General features: G+C 38.2%; 17 protein-coding genes. 5 read left to right on the top strand and 12 right to left on the bottom strand.

From position 1 onward, the window contains the following. The first annotated feature begins 70 nt into the window (after window positions 1-70). The 3 genes from FS458_RS05030 (at window position 71) to FS458_RS05020 (ending at window position 3,122) form a co-directional block, all read left to right on the top strand. On the top strand, window positions 71-502 hold the full coding sequence (locus FS458_RS05030) for a hypothetical protein (RefSeq protein ID WP_144698388.1): 432 nt from the start codon (window positions 71-73) through the stop codon (window positions 500-502). Next, on the top strand, window positions 502-2,253 hold the full coding sequence (locus FS458_RS05025) for an anti-sigma factor domain-containing protein (protein WP_144698386.1): 1,752 nt from the start codon (window positions 502-504) through the stop codon (window positions 2,251-2,253). The genes FS458_RS05030 and FS458_RS05025 overlap by 1 nt, the downstream gene beginning before the upstream one ends. Before the next feature lie 104 nt (window positions 2,254-2,357). Beyond that, complete coding sequence (locus tag FS458_RS05020; RefSeq protein ID WP_144698384.1) at window positions 2,358-3,122, top strand: potassium channel family protein; 765 nt, start codon at window positions 2,358-2,360, stop codon at window positions 3,120-3,122. Window positions 3,123-3,158: 36 nt separating this feature from the next. On the opposite strand, the gene FS458_RS05015 is transcribed toward FS458_RS05020, so the two are convergent. The 3 genes from FS458_RS05015 to FS458_RS05005 all read right to left on the bottom strand — a co-directional run bounded on the left by FS458_RS05015 (window position 3,159) and on the right by FS458_RS05005 (window position 6,378). Further along, window positions 3,159-3,563 carry a YugN-like family protein gene (locus tag FS458_RS05015; protein WP_144703296.1) on the bottom strand — a complete coding sequence of 135 codons (405 nt, stop codon included), beginning with the start codon at window positions 3,561-3,563 and terminating at the stop codon, window positions 3,159-3,161. Between the two features lie 128 nt (window positions 3,564-3,691). After that, window positions 3,692-5,041, bottom strand: coding sequence for a glucose-6-phosphate isomerase (locus FS458_RS05010; protein ID WP_144698382.1), 1,350 nt, complete (start codon window positions 5,039-5,041; stop codon window positions 3,692-3,694). 173 nt (window positions 5,042-5,214) lie between these two features. Beyond that, on the bottom strand, window positions 5,215-6,378 hold the full coding sequence (locus tag FS458_RS05005; protein ID WP_144698380.1) for an iron-containing alcohol dehydrogenase: 1,164 nt from the start codon (window positions 6,376-6,378) through the stop codon (window positions 5,215-5,217). Window positions 6,379-6,574: 196 nt separating this feature from the next. Here FS458_RS05005 and FS458_RS05000 point away from each other — a divergent pair, with 196 nt between their 5' ends. Further along, complete coding sequence (locus FS458_RS05000) at window positions 6,575-6,811, top strand: DUF378 domain-containing protein (RefSeq protein ID WP_137788525.1); 237 nt, start codon at window positions 6,575-6,577, stop codon at window positions 6,809-6,811. A 39-nt stretch (window positions 6,812-6,850) separates the two neighbouring features. Here FS458_RS05000 and yugI read toward each other — a convergent pair whose 3' ends face one another. The 5 genes from yugI to FS458_RS04975 all read right to left on the bottom strand — a co-directional run bounded on the left by yugI (window position 6,851) and on the right by FS458_RS04975 (window position 11,501). Then, window positions 6,851-7,270, bottom strand: coding sequence for a S1 domain-containing post-transcriptional regulator GSP13 (gene yugI, locus FS458_RS04995; RefSeq protein ID WP_066397183.1), 420 nt, complete (start codon window positions 7,268-7,270; stop codon window positions 6,851-6,853). Between the two features lie 80 nt (window positions 7,271-7,350). Beyond that, window positions 7,351-9,267: an asparagine synthase (glutamine-hydrolyzing) gene (asnB, locus tag FS458_RS04990; protein WP_144698378.1), complete on the bottom strand. Its 1,917-nt coding sequence runs from the start codon at window positions 9,265-9,267 to the stop codon at window positions 7,351-7,353. 229 nt (window positions 9,268-9,496) lie between these two features. After that, a complete protein-coding gene (locus FS458_RS04985; RefSeq protein ID WP_144698376.1) occupies window positions 9,497-10,879 on the bottom strand; it encodes a class II fumarate hydratase in 1,383 nt (460 codons plus the stop codon). Between the two features lie 119 nt (window positions 10,880-10,998). Further along, the gene (locus FS458_RS04980; protein ID WP_066397198.1) at window positions 10,999-11,247 is read right to left on the bottom strand and encodes a hypothetical protein; all 249 of its coding nucleotides are present in this window, start codon (window positions 11,245-11,247) and stop codon (window positions 10,999-11,001) included. A gap of 98 nt (window positions 11,248-11,345) precedes the next feature. Continuing rightward, window positions 11,346-11,501, bottom strand: coding sequence for a sporulation protein YjcZ (locus FS458_RS04975; RefSeq protein WP_082861470.1), 156 nt, complete (start codon window positions 11,499-11,501; stop codon window positions 11,346-11,348). Window positions 11,502-11,981: 480 nt separating this feature from the next. Here FS458_RS04975 and FS458_RS04970 point away from each other — a divergent pair, with 480 nt between their 5' ends. Continuing rightward, entirely contained in the window at window positions 11,982-12,866 is an 885-nt protein-coding gene (locus FS458_RS04970) for an alpha/beta fold hydrolase (RefSeq protein WP_144698374.1), read from the top strand. 73 nt (window positions 12,867-12,939) lie between these two features. Here the strand turns inward: FS458_RS04970 and FS458_RS04965 are convergent, their stop codons facing one another. The 4 genes from FS458_RS04965 to kynU form a co-directional block, all read right to left on the bottom strand. Next, window positions 12,940-14,073 carry a conserved virulence factor C family protein gene (locus FS458_RS04965; RefSeq protein ID WP_144698372.1) on the bottom strand — a complete coding sequence of 378 codons (1,134 nt, stop codon included), beginning with the start codon at window positions 14,071-14,073 and terminating at the stop codon, window positions 12,940-12,942. Between the two features lie 7 nt (window positions 14,074-14,080). Further along, window positions 14,081-14,380 (bottom strand): hypothetical protein, encoded by a 300-nt coding sequence (locus FS458_RS04960; protein WP_144698370.1) that lies wholly within the window; start codon window positions 14,378-14,380, stop codon window positions 14,081-14,083. 135 nt (window positions 14,381-14,515) lie between these two features. Beyond that, on the bottom strand, window positions 14,516-15,142 hold the full coding sequence (gene kynB, locus FS458_RS04955) for an arylformamidase (RefSeq protein ID WP_144698368.1): 627 nt from the start codon (window positions 15,140-15,142) through the stop codon (window positions 14,516-14,518). A 12-nt stretch (window positions 15,143-15,154) separates the two neighbouring features. After that, on the bottom strand, window positions 15,155-16,426 hold the full coding sequence (gene kynU / locus FS458_RS04950; RefSeq protein ID WP_144698366.1) for a kynureninase: 1,272 nt from the start codon (window positions 16,424-16,426) through the stop codon (window positions 15,155-15,157). Window positions 16,427-16,505: the final 79 nt, after the last annotated feature.

Raw genomic sequence — 16,505 nt, 5'->3', positions numbered from 1 at the left:
CTATAATAATTTGGTTATTATTATCTTGAAATATATTATTTTACATATTCGTTGGAAGGAGGGGGAACAATTGATCCGCCGTTGGTTTTCGAAAAAAAATAAATCATTTCAGCCTGCATTTGAAACACCGTCTTCACATTCATCGTTGAGTCTATGCACGAATGCAACGGATGAACCAGATCCTGCAAAAGAAATATCGCATTTTAAAATGCGTCTAAAAGAATATGGAATAGAGTTTAGTCACTTAGTCTCCAGCACTCCTAAGGATGTTGAAAACAGACAACAAGCTATAAAAGTTGCTGAAGAGATCTCGAAAGATCCTGAGATGCGGAATTACTTTTTAACGTGGAAACGGTTGCCCCTTCTTCATAATGAAAGTACACAGCGTCAGAAGCACACCATGAAAAAACAGCGAGAATACATAACCGCTCTTACCCTTATTTTTATAGAAAATTATCAAGTGTTGCTGCAATATGTTCCTGGCACGGGAGGAAAACACTAATGAACAAAGCGATTATTGTAGAAGTTAACAAACGCCATGTCATCGTTCTTGCTGAGGGCGGAGAATTTAAAAAGATTAAGAATACCAACGCTGCCTATATGGTCGGTCAAGAAATCCGTCTTCCAGTAAAACAAGAGAACAAAAAAACTGCTTTTTCTATCTTTAACTGGAAAACCGGAACTGCTGTAGCTTTAGCGATCTTCCTCTTGTTCTTTCAAGTCCTTGCACCGATATCTGGACCTGGAGCATATGCATATGTCGGTATAAACATGGATCCTAGTCTCGAGTTAAAGATCGATGAAGATATGAAAGTTCTTGATATCTTTGCTTATAATCAGCAAGGACATATGGTTCTTGATCGGTTGAACGATTGGGAAAATGAAAAAATCGAACATGTAACTGACCTTATTTTTGAAACATGTGAAGACCTTGGCTATCTGAAGTCAAAGGAAGAAGTATTGATCACTACAACTTTATCTGAGGAAATACCAGCTGATAAGGAAAAAGAAATCAAACAACAAGTGAATAAAGTCATGACGGAGAAAGCTAAAAAGAACTCAATAGAGATGACCACCATCGTGATGAGTTCTAAAGAACGTGAACAATCTAAAAAGATGAAAATGTCACCTGGGCACTATGCGATTTATAAGGCAGCTAAGAAGTCAGGTAAGAATATCACAAAGAACGAAATCTCCAGTCTTACTATCGAAGAAATATCTGAAAAGGTAGGACCGATCAAAGAGCTTTTAAAAGAAGAGATTGAAACAGTAGAAGCCTCTGATCGCAAAAAAGTGGATCTTGTATACGAACCACCTCTTCCTATCTTAGATATAAAAGATTCAAGCAATGAAGTAAAGTTCGAGAAGGAAATACTACCGGTTCAAGAAAAAGTACAAGAACCTCAGCAAAAGAAAACGTTCGAATTACCTGTCAGTCATGCTGAAATTCCTTCTTCTCCAAAAAAGGAAGAAAAGCCTGCTGAGAAACCAGTAAAAATCGAGCCTGAAAAACATGTAAATACCCCTGCTCCTTCTGCAGGAGAACAAGACAAGAATACACACAAAACTCCTACAAAGAGTGTACCTGTAGTAACAGCACCAAAGGAGGAGAGACCTAAGCAGGATAAACCTGTAGAAGATAAACCGAAACAGGAATTACCTAAAGAGGAAAAACCTAAACCAGAAGTACCGAAAGAAAATATACCTAAAGAAGCACCTAAGGAAGATAAGCCAAAGGTAGAAACACCTAAAGAGGAGACACCTAAAGTAGAGACTCCTAAAGAGGAAACGCCTAAAGAGGAGACCCCTAAAGAGGAGACTCCTAAAGAAGAAACACCTAAAGAAGAAACACCTAAAGAAGAAACACCTAAAGAAGAAACTCCTAAAGAAGAAACACCTAAAGAAGAAACTCCTAAAGAAGAAACTCCTAAAGAAGAAACACCTAAAGAGGAGACTCCTAAAGAGGAGACTCCTAAAGAACATTGGATTTACATTGAAATTATTATTGATGGTATCGTAATAGAAGTACGCATCAAAGTAACATCGAATGTTACTGATGCTGAGTTAAAACAAAAAGCATTAGCCACTTATCATCAGAATGTTTCAAAAGAACACTCATGCCCTACACCAACTTCTGCGTTCACACAAGAAGTTGAACAAGCTGAAGCTTCTAAAGCACCACAACAAACTGTGGAGAACGAAGAAGCCTCAGATTCTCCCATTGAAGAACCTCTTTTAGAAGAAGCTTCATAATGGAAAAACCCCAAGACTTGGATTAGTCTTGGGGTTTTTGTTTTGCATACCGTATAGACACCTAACTTTTATGGCAATAGTGAGAATAGGAGGAGAGTGTTTGTATGCGATCAATTTACTATGCTTATTTAAGAATGCCGATGCTGATTCGACTTGCCATCATTCTTTTTAGCATTCTATTCTTAAGCGCTAGTTTAGCTCACCTCTTAGAAAAGAAAACATTTCCGACGTTATTTGAAGGATTCTATTGGGCAGTTATTACGGCAGGAACGGTTGGATACGGAGACTTCACTCCAGAAACAACGCAAGTAAGGTTACTAGCTATCTTCCTTGTTTTCATTGGCGCATCCTTTTTTGCTTTTTTAACTGTTCATCTAGCAAGTTCTGTTGTGAAAAGAGAAAATCGTTTTTTCGAGGGGAAAAGTATGTATAAGAACAAAGATCACTTTATTATAGTTGGCTGGAACGAACGAGCTAGACATACGATTCAAGCTCTTAAAGAAAAACTTAAATCGAACCATATCGTTCTAATCGATGAATCTTTAAAAGAAAATCCATTATATGTTGAAGGTATTCATTTTATTCATGCTAAACCTAGTGAAGATCATACGTGGCTGATGGCACATATTCAGCAGGCACATACCATCCTGATCACAGCAGATGCAAACTTAAAGGAATATGAAGCCGATACGAACACGATTCTATCTATTCTAACAGCTAGAGGCTTAAATCCTACAGTATCCATTCATGCAGAAGTGTTAACAACAGATCAAACGACAAACGCAAAACGGGCGGGTGCAAATCATATTATACACACATCGAACTTGGCTTCACATGCAATGGTCTCTAGCCTTGCAAAAGAGATATGATAAGAAAAACAGATAGCAGTCACGTCTATCTGTTTTTTAATTTAAAACGGCTGTTTCTACCTTCTTTACTAATTCTTTGGCTATGCCAATCCACTTTTGATCAACCGTTGCATCAGGATCTTGTGGTTCTGAAAACTGATTAAAACTTCCAGAGATGTTACCTGTTTCAGCATTATCATCAAGCCCTACTTGATATTTGTGGGCCAATAGAAAGGGTTCTCCAAATTGAATCGTCGTATCCTTTTTATCTAACTGGCCATCAATGGCTTGAAAAGGAATTCTTAAAAACGTGTACCCGACTTCATCATCCAGCTTATAATCAAAATATCCGTGATCATAATCCCAGTTTCCTCCATAAGAGAAGCCCATTCCTTTCAATACATCTTCAGCTTCGTTCAGTGCACAACACTCATTTTCAAGACTGCTTTTTATCGGTTTCATCATCGTCACCCTTTCATAATCTATTTCTTAGCGTTTCCAAAGAAAGAGAAGATTATTTGAGCTATATTTTAGAAAAATATAAAAAAGCCTGACTCATGAAATGCTCTGAGTCAGGCTAGAAAAATTGATTATAGACGTTTTTCTAATTCTTCTTTTTCTTTTTCAAATCCTGGTTTACCAAGTAAAGCAAACATGTTTTTCTTGTATGCTTCTACTCCCGGTTGATCGAATGGATTTACACCTAACAAGTATCCACTCACCGCACATGCTTTTTCAAAGAAATACACGAGATAACCAAAATGATATGGTGTCATTTCAGGAATACTTACGACAAGGTTAGGAACCCCACCATCTGTATGAGCAAGCATTGTTCCTTGGAAAGCTTTTTTGTTAACAAAGTCCATTGTCTGACCTGCTAAGAAATTAAGTTTATCCAAATTCTGATCATCTTCTTCGATCTTAATTTCTTCTCGTGCTTGGTCCACGTATAACACGGTTTCAAATAGATCACGACGTCCTTCTTGAACGTATTGCCCCATTGAGTGAAGATCTGTAGTGAAGTCGACGGATGCAGGATAGATTCCTTTGTAGTCTTTTCCTTCACTTTCACCGTAAAGCTGTTTCCACCATTCAGATACATAGTGAAGACCTGGCTCGTAGTTAACCATCAGTTCGATAGTTTTGCCTTTATTATAAAGTGCATTACGAACTGCAGCATATTGGTACGCTTGGTTCTCTGCAAGGTTTGGATTGTTAAAATCAGCTGCTGCTTCTTTTGCACCATTCATCATCTCTTCGATATTTACTCCACTTACTGCGATCGGCAACAGACCTACAGCAGTTAGCACAGAATAACGCCCACCAACGTCATCAGGAATGATAAAGGATTCGTAACCTTCTTCGTTCGCTAGTGTTTTCAATGCACCTTGAGCTTTGTCAGTCGTTGCATAAATACGTTTACGAGCTTCATCTTTTCCGTACTTTTCTTCTAAGAACTTTCTAAAGATACGGAACGCGATCGCAGGCTCAGTAGTAGTACCAGATTTAGAAATCACATTTACAGATACATCTTTATCTTTTAATACATCGAAAAGTTCTTTAACATATGTTGAAGAAATGTTCTGTCCAGCAAAGAATACTTGAGGAGTCTTGCGGTCTTCTTTTGCTAAAAGGTTATAGAATGAATGATTTAACATTTCAATCGCTGCACGTGCTCCTAAATAAGAACCACCAATTCCCACAACAATCAATACATCAGAATCACTTTTAATTTTTTCCGCACTTTTTACGATTCGGCTAAACTCTTCACGGTCATAGTTTTCTGGAAGATCAACCCAGCCGAGAAAGTCATTCCCCGCGCCAGTTTTTTCATGAATCGCTTCATGAGCTGTTTTCACCGCACCTGTCAGATAATCTACTTCATGCTGACCAATAAAAGAAAGGGCCTTGCTATAATCAAAACTAAGCTTTTTTGTCATATGTAAGCCTCCTAGAACATCATTATTCTTTCACTTTATACAAGTACAAGGACCAAATCAAGAAACCAGACAAATGTAATCGTTTTCTTTACAAAAGACGAAATATTCAAAAAGCAGCCATATAAAAAGAAAGGTCACTCCCCTCTTTTTATATGGCTTGCTTTACAGATGATTTACAAAGACATTCTCAAAATGTTGAGTACATCTTCTTTATTTTGTTTCTTGAAGTTCCCAAACTCACCTCTTGCCATTGCTTTATCTGCAATGAGGTCTAGTTTTGAATCATCAATGTCATAGTCTTTTAATGCATTTGGAGCCCCAAGTGACGTCCAGAAAGCAGACAGACGATCAATACCTTCAAGAGCTACTTCTTTATCTGACTTTCCTTCTGTTTCAACATTAAACACGCGAACGGCAAGCTGCTTAAAGCGAGCCACATTCGTATCCACGTTATGTCTCATCCAGTTAGGGAAAAGGATAGCTAAGCCGCCAGCATGTGGAATATCATAGACTGCTGAAACAGCATGTTCAATGTTATGACTTCCCCAGTCACCTCGAACACCCATTTGAAGTGTACCGTTAAGTGCCATCGTTCCATTATAAAGGATTGTTTCACGCAACTCATAGTTCTCAAGATCATCTAAAAGCTTAGGTGCCGTTTCCATTACCGTTAGTAGGATAGATTCAGCAAAGCGATCTTGTAGAGGTGTGTTTGTAGCGTTATGGAAATATTGTTCAAACACGTGCGACATCATATCTACTATTCCATAAATCGTTTGATCTTTTGGAACAGAGAAGGTATAAGTCGGATCTAAGATTGAAAATTTAGGGAATACAAGCGGACTTCCCCAACCATATTTCTCTTGCGTTTCCCAGTTCGTGATAACAGAACCTGAGTTCATTTCAGATCCTGTTGCTGCAAGTGTAAGTACCGTTCCAAAAGGAAGTGCATCTTCTACTTGAGCTTTTAAAGTAATAATGTCCCATACATCTCCATCATACTTTGCCCCAGCTGCAATAGCCTTTGTACAGTCAATAACACTTCCGCCACCCACGGCTAATAAAACATCAATGTTTTTTTCTTTACAAATTTCTACGCCTTTACGAACAGTAGAAACTCTCGGGTTTGGTTCCACACCTGAAAGCTCACTAACCTCTGCATCCATCTTATTTAGTTCATTCATGACTTCATCAAACAAACCGTTTCGTTTAATACTTCCTCCACCATATACAACGAGGACTTTCTTTCCGAATTTCCCTAGTTCGTCCTTTAAAGTTTGAATTTGATTTTTACCAAATACTAATCGAGTCGGATTGTAATATATATATTCGTTCATCGATATCTCTCCTTCTTACATGGTTAATCCGTATTATGTGGGACATGAAATGTAATGTAAAGTAATTAGCTTACCGAATACTAGCATGTGTTTTTATCCTTTGTTTCATGCTACAGAATTAGGGAATGAATAAATATAGGCAATAATTGACACCCTAAAGAGGCTTTTTCTATTTATATAAAGAGGAGGGAATGACATGAGTGGATTACAGCGCTTCGCACTTGCTTTAGTTATTATTGGAGCTATCAATTGGGGTCTGATTGGTTTCTTCCAATTCGATCTAGTAGCCGCTATTTTTGGAGGTCAAGACGCTGCTCTAGCCCGAATCGTTTATGGCTTAGTTGGTCTTTCAGGTCTATACTGTTTAACATTATTGTTTAAACCTTCTGAAGAACTTAGCCCAGAAGGCCGCACTGAACATAACCGCGTATAAAAGGATATAAAAAAACCTCTCAATCGAGAGGTTTTTTAATTACTTTTTAAGGCGCTTGTTAAGTTGAGCCTGACGATCTGTAGACTCTTTCAACCAATCTTTAAGTTTTGCTTCAAGAGTGTTGAAACCTTTGTTAGCGTCTTGGTTGTTTGTGTTGCTCTTTTTGTTATTGTTGTTGAATCCACCAGGACGGCGTTCTTTTTTAGGTGCAGGAGCTGGAGCTTCCTGTGTTTGTCGGATGGACAGTGAAATCTTCTTGCTGTCTTCGTCAACAGAAAGAACCTTTACTGACACAACGTCACCAACACTCAATGCATCGTTAATATCTTTAACGAAACCATGTGAAACTTCAGAGATGTGTACAAGACCTTGTACATTATCATTTAATGCAACGAACGCACCAAAAGGCTTAATGCCTGTAACTTTACCTTCAACAATGCTACCTACTTCAAAATTCATGAAAACACTCCTAACTATTTTTTAACCTGTTAAGTATAACATAACTAAATCGTACAAGCAAAACTAATAAAGAGAGTGTTTTATTGACTTGAGACCGTCATTTCAAGAATTTGTTCATGCTTCGGTGTATGGTCTTTACCAAATTGATATATTTTCTCAACATTTATTTGATGCCATAACATAAACATGAGCACTGTCCATATTTTTCTACTATAATCGCCTCTGCCATTTCGGTGCCCTTCTAGCAGATCCAATACCACATCTTTATTTAAATAATGTTCTGTATGGCTTGAATGGATCAGTTGTTTAGCCCAATCGTACATCTCATTTTTTAACCAGTGTCGAATTGGAACAGGGAATCCTAACTTACGGCGGTGCAAGACAGAATCTGGAACAATTCCATTCATCGCTTCTCTTAATGCGTATTTTGTTGTTCCGTTCGTTACTGTGAGACTAGGGTGCAACCTTGAAGCTACATCAAATACTTCTTTATCAAGGAAAGGTACCCTCAGTTCAAGCGAATGAGCCATCGTCATCTTATCAGCTTTAACGAGAATGTCGCCTCTCATCCAAGTATGCAGATCAATATATTGCATTTTATGAACATCGTGAAAAGCTCTTGCTTGATCATACAATGGCTTTGTTACATTTTTATAGTTATAAGCAGGACGATATTCTTTTAGTAGCTTGCTTTTTTCATTCTCTGAGAACATTTTCGCATTACCAATATATCTTTCTTCGATGGTCATACTTCCCCGTTCCATGAAACTCTTTCCTTTAACACCTTCAGGTAAAACACTTGCAATAGCAGCTAATCCTTTTGCAAGACCTTTTGGCAATGAAGAAAGATGTCTTAACGAGTGAGGCTCGTGATAGATGTTGTAGCCTCCAAACAACTCATCTGCACCTTCTCCTGAAAGAACAACGGTCACATGTTTAGCTGCTTCACGCGCAACAAAATACAGAGGAACAGCTGCTGGATCAGCAACTGGATCATCCATATGCCAAATGATCTTAGGAAGTTCTTTGATAAATTCTTCAGGCTTTACGAGATAGTGAATGTTTTCAACGTTTAGTGCAGCCGCTGTTTGAACAGCTACATCAATCTCACTAAATCCTTCTCTTTCAAATCCAACCGTAAATGTTTTTAACGAAGGATGCAGTTCACTTGCCAAAGCGACAATTGCACTTGAATCAATTCCCCCTGACAAGAATGCTCCTACAGGAACGTCAGAACGCATATGAACTTTTACAGAATCGCGCATTACAGAACGAATTTCTTCCTTTGCTTCTTCAAGCGTCAAGTTACTTGGTTTAAAACTAGGCTTCCAATACGAATGAATAGAAATAGGTCTGCCTGCTTTTTTTACAAAATAATGCCCTGGTTCAAGCTTTTTAATTCCTTTTGTTAAGGTCATAGGTTCAGGCACGAATTGATACGTTAAATAATGATGTAGTGCTTCAGCATCTACTTCTTGTTTCTCCTTAACAACGGTTATACTTTTCTTTTCGGAAGCACAGTAAAGACCTTCCTCATCCTCAAGATAGAAAAAAGGTTTGATCCCAAAACGGTCTCGTGCTCCATAAAGTTCTTTCTTTTCTTTATCCCAGATTAAAAACCCGAACATTCCACGAAGTTCTGTAAATGCTTTTTCTCTTCTTTCACTGAATAAGGCAAGAATAACCTCAGTATCAGAGTGAGTTTTAAAGCGAAACCCTTTATCTTCTAACTCTTTTCTTATTTCAACATAATTATAAATTTCACCATTAAAGATAATCCAATAACGGTCATCTTCGTACGAAAGGGGTTGTTTACCACTTTCAATATCAATGATGCTCAGACGGCGAAACCCGAAACGAACATATTGATCTACAAAATGACCACTATCATCTGGACCTCGGTGAGTAATGATATTTGTCATATTAATTAATTGTTCCGTTTCGTTTTGTTCTACCGTCTCAGGCGTATTTAACATATATCCAATAAAACCGCACATTTTCAAGTTCCTCCCCAAAAACAGTTCAAATGTCCACTTTCCATTTATTAAACCAAGTTAACTAATTGGTTTTCCAGAATATTATTTATTTCCCTTTATATGTGAATGAACTTCTCTATTATAACTCTGTAAATTCCAATCTTCACTAATTATTTGTTAATAATATGAAAAACAAGGAATCTGTACTATATCTGTCGAGAAAAGCGATTTAAAAGTTACAAGACTATTTTCAAATCATTGAATTTGGGTCTAAGATTCGGTCTGCATCTTCTATAGATAATATCTTTTTTGACACTAGCACTTCTTTTAATGTTTTGCCTGTCTCAAAACTTTCCTTGGCTACTGCTGCTGCCCTTTCGTATCCTATGTGAGGGTTTAGAGCTGTTACAAGTGAGAGACTCTTCTCCAGCCAATTTTGAATATTTTCTTCATTTGCTTTGATATCCTTTAAACATTTTTCAGTAAATATCATCATTCCATTGCTTAAGATCTTTATGGATTGAAGTACATTAAAGCCGATGACAGGCATCATTGCATTGATTTCTAGCTGACTTCCGATCGCTGCTGTAGAAACACATACATCATTGCCTATTACTTGTGAACAGATCATATACATATTCTCTAAAATGACCGGGTTGATCTTCCCTGGCATGATCGATGATCCTGGCTGAACAGCGGGCAGCATGATTTCAGCAAAACCTGTCCGAGGGCCGCTGCTTAACAATCTAAGGTCACTCGATATTTTGATAAGATGGACAGCTAATTCTTTTAGATGGCTGCTTACTCGAATCGCTGCATTCGTGTTTTGCATAAAAGCATATGTATTATCACTTTTTGTAAACGGCAAATTAGTTTTCTGAGCGATCTGTCTTATCGCGAGTTCCGCATAATCAGGATGAGCATTTATTCCTGTTCCTACTGCATTTCCACCCAAACCTAGTTCATATAAAAAAGTTTCTGAGTGTTTCAATGCATGTTGAACCGATTCTAAAGTTCCTCTGTAACCTTTGAATTCACTTCCTAGTCGAATAGGAACAGCATCCTGCAAATGTGTTCTGCCCGCTTTAATAATCTCATGAAACTCAGTCTCTTTTTCTCTTAACATTTGAATCAAACGACTTAAAGCAGGGTAAAGCGTTTCATGAAGTTCAGATGCTACAGATATTTGTATAGCTGTAGGAATCGTATCATTAGTGGATTGTGACATATTTACATCGTCGTTTGGATGAATAAGTGAATAATCTCCTTTTTCTCCGCCTATTAATTCAGAGGCGCGTGAGGCAAGCACTTCATTCATGTTCATATTCTGAGAAGTTCCAGCTCCTGCTTGATAAGCATCTACAACAAATTGATCTCTCCACTCTCCTTTTATTACTTCATCAGCTGCTGAGATAATGGCGTTCGCTTTTTCATCACTTAATGCCTTACATTCTTTATTCGCGTGTGCTGCACTACTTTTAATAATGGCTTGTGCTTTAATAAAAGAGAACGGTAACCGAATACCGCTGATCGGAAAATTTTCAACCGCACGTTGAGTTTGAGCTCCGTAATAAGCCTCTTTTGGAACCTTTACTTCACCTAATGTATCTTTGGCAATCCGAAAGTTATCCAAAGTTTTTACCTCCTTTAATATCCTTATTTCTTGTATCCCCTTCTTAAAAAAGATGTAACCCTTTTCCAATAATCGCTCGCCTTTATGATTTTATTTATAAAAACAAAAAAACCGCCAATTTAGACGGTTTTTGCTTTGTGCAGTGAAACGACCACAGCAGGCTCTTTTTTAATAAATTTATGCTCAGTTTGATACCCTGCTTTCTTCTGTTTGAGAAAGGTCTTTTCAGATATTGGACGGGGCCTTGACCAGGAAAGGGAGTCAAGATTTTTCCAGTTATCATGTGTAATGATTTCACTCTTGTAATAATAACAGTTGCCGCTCACGTATTCTTCGCAAATATAGCGCACTGTTTGTCGACTATGCATAACATCTCTCCATTTTTTCTTTCATTATCCCCGCATAACCGTTCATCCATACTTAAGCAAAAAAAGGCCTGAAGACCCTACCTCCAAGCCTTAATCTGTTAATCTCTAGTGTTCCACCACCACCAGCCACCAAATATCAAGATGAGAATAAACACTATAATTACTACAGCCCAGACCCAACCGTAGCCATAGCCGCCATAACCGTAAGCTCCGTAAGCATACGGGTAATAGTAAGGATAATATGGAAATGCCATCCTGCTACCTCCTCTTATTTCTTTATGCGTTCTTACTCCTTATTAAAATATGTACGAAGTGGGTAAAGAGGAATAGAGGCAAACGCACAAATTTTGCATTTCCATTACTTTTATAAGTTTTAAAAGGCATTATTGTATGTATTGTTGCGCCCAGAAAGTAGTTGATTTCCGCTCCAGGTTACTCGCTTTCCATGGGGCGAACGGTGAGCCTCCTTTATAGTTGCAGTGACTAGCCCCTCATGGTCAAAAGTTAAAAAATGTCTGTGATGAGCAAAGTGCACCTTCCCAGCCCATTTACTTTTTCTTGTCGGAGCTAAACGAGTCACTTCCACTTTTCAGACTGCCGCTTTGGGTCATTAAATCTTTTTGTAAATCTTTTTGAAAAGAATCTACAAAAAAGAGGAAATAATTTCTCCTTGTATCTTAAGGGTTGTTTGGTGAAACTACTCATAGAATTCTGCGGACGGAGGTAAGACATTCATGGCTGTTAATGAAAACCATATTTTTTCTCCAGGATATCGAATAAGTGTTAATGGTGTTCAAATTTATTATGAATACTTCGATCATGAAGATCCTGATGCAAAAGTAGTTGTTCTCGTGCATGGATTTTTATCTTCTACAGTCAGCTTTAGAAAGTTACTTCCATACTTAACGAAAACATATAAAGTTGTATCACTTGATCTCCCAGGTTTTGGGCAGAGTGAAAAATCAACGAGTTTCATCTACAAATTATCTAATTATGGTCAACTGATAATCGATTTTATAGATAAATTAAACATTCAAAACGCGATATTGGTCGGCCATTCTATGGGTGGCCAGATCTCTATGCATGCTGCGAAGAAATCTCCGAAAAGAATCGAGAAATTAATTCTTCTTGGCTGTTGTTCATACGTAAAAAGAGCGAGTCGCTCTTTAATCGCTTGCTCTTACCTTCCATTGTTCACTTGGGGAATGCGCAATTGGATTCAAAGAAAAGATGTAAAAGAAAACCTACTCTCTGTGTTGCATGATTCAAAGCTGGTTACGGAAGAAATGATTGAGAGTTATAAAAAACCTATTAGCGAAGTAGCATTTACCCATTCTTTGATTAGGTTGTTACGCCAACGTGAGGGTGATATGTGCTCTCAAGATTTAAATCAGATTAAGCAACCCGTTTTAATGCTATGGGGGAAAGAGGACAAAGTTATGCCAGTTAAAACAGGGTATCGTTTAAAACATGATCTTCCAAGTGCTGAACTTATCGTATATGAAAAATGCGGCCATCTGCTGATGGAAGAAAAACCTCAAGAAATATGTAATGAGATTCACCGTTTTATTGAATTAGGCATCAACCAAGGTTCTGCCTTTCAACAAGAGACATCTTAATCTTCATCATTTTTGATGTTATTTATAAGAAAAAGAGGCTAAAGCCTATGTGTCTATAGGCTTTGCCTCTTTATTACTGTTCACGACTCTTTGTCATCTGTTGCCACACTGTACCCGCGGCTTCTTCTCCGCTTTGGATACGTTCGATCGCAATTTTCACTTGAAGAGATACTTCAAACTCTGGATCATCCTGAGCAGCTTTTAATGCAGGAAGTGCTGTCTCATCTCCTACTTCAAATAAAAAGCGAGCTGCTCTCCATCGAACAAGTTTGTTCTTATCAGACAATGCATCACACATGACGGGTATCGCTTTTGCATTCCCTAGATCAGATAGAGCATCACCAGCTGTACGTCTTACCGATACATTCTTATCCTGCAGAGCTAGATAGAGAAGGGGTAGCACAGCTTCATCCTCAATCATCCCTAAGTAAACGACAGCCAAACGTCTTATAGAAGGCTTTTCATCTTTTAAAGCTTGTTTTAATACCATAACATCATCGATCGATGGGTTTATTCGCTCTAATGCCGCATAACGTGTCTGCCAATCAGCGTCACGGAGTTGTTTCTCTAATTCAGAAGTGGAAAGACTTTCGACTCCTGCATCTTGTTCGGTGTTTGAGCTATATGCTTGTTTTACTAATTGATCTAAACGTTCTTGCGGATAGACGGCTGACAGTTCTTCAGCCACTTCACTGCCTACTTGTTCAAACGTTCCATACCGAACACCTTGCTCTTCCCATTGCCTTTCCATTACAAGGTTATCGGAAGAATCTTGAGCCTCTAATGCTGCTTTTGCGAATCGTTCTGCAAGACCCACTCGTCTCTCTTCTTGCTCGGTTTTAAGTTTGATCTGCATAGGAAGACCTCTAAACATTTGAATAAGAACTGTAATCTCTTTTATTTCATCTTCTTGTTGAGTTTGTTGACCAGAAGGATCATCCAATTCTTCTTCTTGGCCAAAAACAGATCTAACACCTGACAAAACATCTTCCCATTTCGCACGCGAATTTCGTTCCAGTGCTATAAAATCAGCAACATGATAAATGCTTTTAACTCCATCCACTTTAAGGATCTCCTGAATAAATGCAGGTGCATGCTCTGCCTCTTCTTTTGTATAGTTATAACGCTCAGTGCCCGGCAGTGTTTCAGACAGATTGATCTTCATTGAATTTGGGCTTGGAGTTGGTTCAATTCCTGTAATTTTCATTTTTCACTCACTCCTTTTCATGTTTAAAATCTATTTGCAGCAGATAGTTGTTGATCTGATCTTTTTCTTTATCTGTAAACTTATATTCACAATCGACACCCTCATCGTGAGCAATAATTTCTTGTAGCTCGCCATTTCCATCATAGACAGCTAAAGCACTCGGCTCATGAAGTCCTTCGGGCAGTACCTCAACATTTTCTATCTCAAAAGAAAGATATACATTTGTCCAAGGTCCAACCTGAACAACATCGTGTCCTATAAAATGTAAGCTTCCTTCAAAATAATGGGTAAATCCATATTTGTACATAGCTGTCCTCCAAGTAAATATCTCTTGTCTATTATAAGGAACAATAGATAAAATCTCAAAACATGCAGGTTTAATTGGAGATCGTCGCATAAAAGAAAAACAAACACAGCATCTCGTGTTTGCTTTTTATACTAGTTATTTAGTTAGTTCTCTAAGTATGGCTCTTACTGGACTCCCATCTGCCTCTTTAAGAAAAAGTGGCAGAGCAACAAGTTCATATTCTCCTTCAGGAACTTCATCCAATACAAGACCTTCTAAAATATGAATGTTGTGTTCATAAAGAGCATGATGTGCATCAAGCTCTTTGCTATCTAGGGGATCAACCGAGGGCATATCCACACCGATCAAGCAGACTCCAAACTCGTAAAGAACTTGAACAGCTTCTGGTTTTAGAGGTACGATTTCATCCGGAAACACGGACCGGTCTTCCCAGCATCTTGTCTTAAACAGAACTCGTTTCGTACCAGCTTGCAGTTTATCTTTTACGATCTCTGCTGTTATCTCTTTCATAATCGTCACATCAATAACCATTGCTCGGCCAATATATAATGCGAGGTCCAAACCTCCAACTCTTTCGCCGCTATCTAAAAAATGGTAAGGTGCATCAATATGAGTACCAATATGTGTACTCATCTCCACTTTTCCAACGTTCACAGATCCAGAGTCGTCTTTCGTCCAAGCAAGATCGAAGTGATATGGCGTATCTCCTGGCCAACCCGGTACACCATTATATAGCGGCATCGATATATCATATAATTTCAAGTCCACCACTCCCTATGCGATGACTTCTCTTTTATTTTCATATTTCTCATATTCACGATTGTTCATGATCTTACTTAAAATCTGGACTGCCTCGTATACATCGCTATAAGAATTATACAATGCAACTGGAGCTAAACGAATAATGTTTGGTGCTCTAAAATCTGGAACGATGCCGTTTTCTTTTAGAGCTTTGCAAATTCGTGCAGCGTCATTGTGCATAAGAGCCACATGACCGCCTCTTCTTTTATCATCTAGTGGATTTACGATCGTAAACTCATTTTCGATCTCTTGATTCAACAAATCCATGAGCAGAGTCGTTAATTTTAAAGATTTTGTTCGAATCCGATCGATCTTGGCTTCTTCAAAAATAGTTAACGATCCGATCAAAGGTGCAGTACTCAGCATATGTGGTGTTCCAATTTGGAAACCACCCGCAGAATTCTCCGCATCAAAATGGTGGTCCATATCAAACTGCGTTTCTTTTTTGCTGCCAAACCATCCAGAAAGCCCTGGTGTTTTCGTAAAATGGTTTTTATTAACGTACAATCCCCCGACTCCACCCGGTCCAGCATTTACATACTTGTAATTGCACCAAAAAGCAAAATCAACTCCCCATTTGCTTAATTCATGAGGAAGAGCTCCAATCGAGTGACAAAGATCAAATCCGATCGGTATATTCCTTTTGTGAGCTTCACGCGTTAAACGTTCTATATCTAACAATTGCCCGCTTCTGTAGAGAACAGATGGAAGTAAGATAAGAGCTACATCCTCTGTCATCTTATCAATGATATCTTGTTCATCCAGAGTTAAACCATTCTTGCTTCCTACTTGGATCAGATCGGTATCAGGATTTAATCCCTTTAATTTTAACTGACTTTGTAAGCCATAAATATCAGAAGGGAAAGTGAGCTCATCTGCTAAAATCTTCGTTCTTCCGTTCTTCGGTTCAAAAAACGTAGCCACCAATTGATGAAGATTTACAGTAGTTGAACCTGTAACAATGACTTCTTTATCTTCTGCTCCAACGAGTAAAGATAGCTTTTCTGCTAGTTTTTCACTCAGAGTAAACCACGGGTATTTACCACCCATCCATCCGTCTATCCCATGTTCTTTCCAGTCATTTAATACATCAAACAAAGACTGTTCTGCACGTTTAGATAGAAGTCCTAGAGAGTTTCCATCGAGATAGATCGATTCATCCCTTGTATAGAACTCTTTTTTAAAAGAAGCAAGTTCATCATTTTGGTCCATTTGTTCTACGATTTGCGCTGTGATTTGTCTCATTTTGTACTTTCCTCCCGAATGCAAGAATTGGAACCGTTTTCAATACCGATTAATTTGACATATACATATCCCCACATCT

It is taken from the genome of Fictibacillus phosphorivorans (assembly GCF_007673525.1).
Taxonomy (GTDB): domain Bacteria; phylum Bacillota; class Bacilli; order Bacillales; family Fictibacillaceae; genus Fictibacillus; species Fictibacillus phosphorivorans_C.
The sequence above is the reverse complement of the archived record's forward strand: the minus strand, read 5'-3'. Positions and strand labels throughout refer to the sequence as shown.

Excerpts from the sequence above, each read along its gene's own strand:
- FS458_RS04980 (WP_066397198.1), bottom strand. The coding sequence starts at position 11,247 with ATGCATAGTCGACAAACAGTGCGCTATATTTGCGAAGAATACGTGAGC.
- FS458_RS05025 (WP_144698386.1), top strand. The coding sequence starts at position 502 with ATGAACAAAGCGATTATTGTAGAAGTTAACAAACGCCATGTCATCGTT.
- FS458_RS04975 (WP_082861470.1), bottom strand. The coding sequence starts at position 11,501 with ATGGCATTTCCATATTATCCTTACTATTACCCGTATGCTTACGGAGCT.
- FS458_RS04965 (WP_144698372.1), bottom strand. The coding sequence starts at position 14,073 with ATGAAAATTACAGGAATTGAACCAACTCCAAGCCCAAATTCAATGAAG.
- FS458_RS05015 (WP_144703296.1), bottom strand. The coding sequence starts at position 3,563 with ATGAAACCGATAAAAAGCAGTCTTGAAAATGAGTGTTGTGCACTGAAC.
- yugI (WP_066397183.1), bottom strand. The coding sequence starts at position 7,270 with ATGAATTTTGAAGTAGGTAGCATTGTTGAAGGTAAAGTTACAGGCATT.
- kynU (WP_144698366.1), bottom strand. The coding sequence starts at position 16,426 with ATGAGACAAATCACAGCGCAAATCGTAGAACAAATGGACCAAAATGAT.
- FS458_RS04960 (WP_144698370.1), bottom strand. The coding sequence starts at position 14,380 with ATGTACAAATATGGATTTACCCATTATTTTGAAGGAAGCTTACATTTT.
- FS458_RS05005 (WP_144698380.1), bottom strand. The coding sequence starts at position 6,378 with ATGAACGAATATATATATTACAATCCGACTCGATTAGTATTTGGTAAA.
- FS458_RS04970 (WP_144698374.1), top strand. The coding sequence starts at position 11,982 with ATGGCTGTTAATGAAAACCATATTTTTTCTCCAGGATATCGAATAAGT.
- FS458_RS05020 (WP_144698384.1), top strand. The coding sequence starts at position 2,358 with ATGCGATCAATTTACTATGCTTATTTAAGAATGCCGATGCTGATTCGA.
- FS458_RS05000 (WP_137788525.1), top strand. The coding sequence starts at position 6,575 with ATGAGTGGATTACAGCGCTTCGCACTTGCTTTAGTTATTATTGGAGCT.
- FS458_RS05010 (WP_144698382.1), bottom strand. The coding sequence starts at position 5,041 with ATGACAAAAAAGCTTAGTTTTGATTATAGCAAGGCCCTTTCTTTTATT.
- asnB (WP_144698378.1), bottom strand. The coding sequence starts at position 9,267 with ATGTGCGGTTTTATTGGATATATGTTAAATACGCCTGAGACGGTAGAA.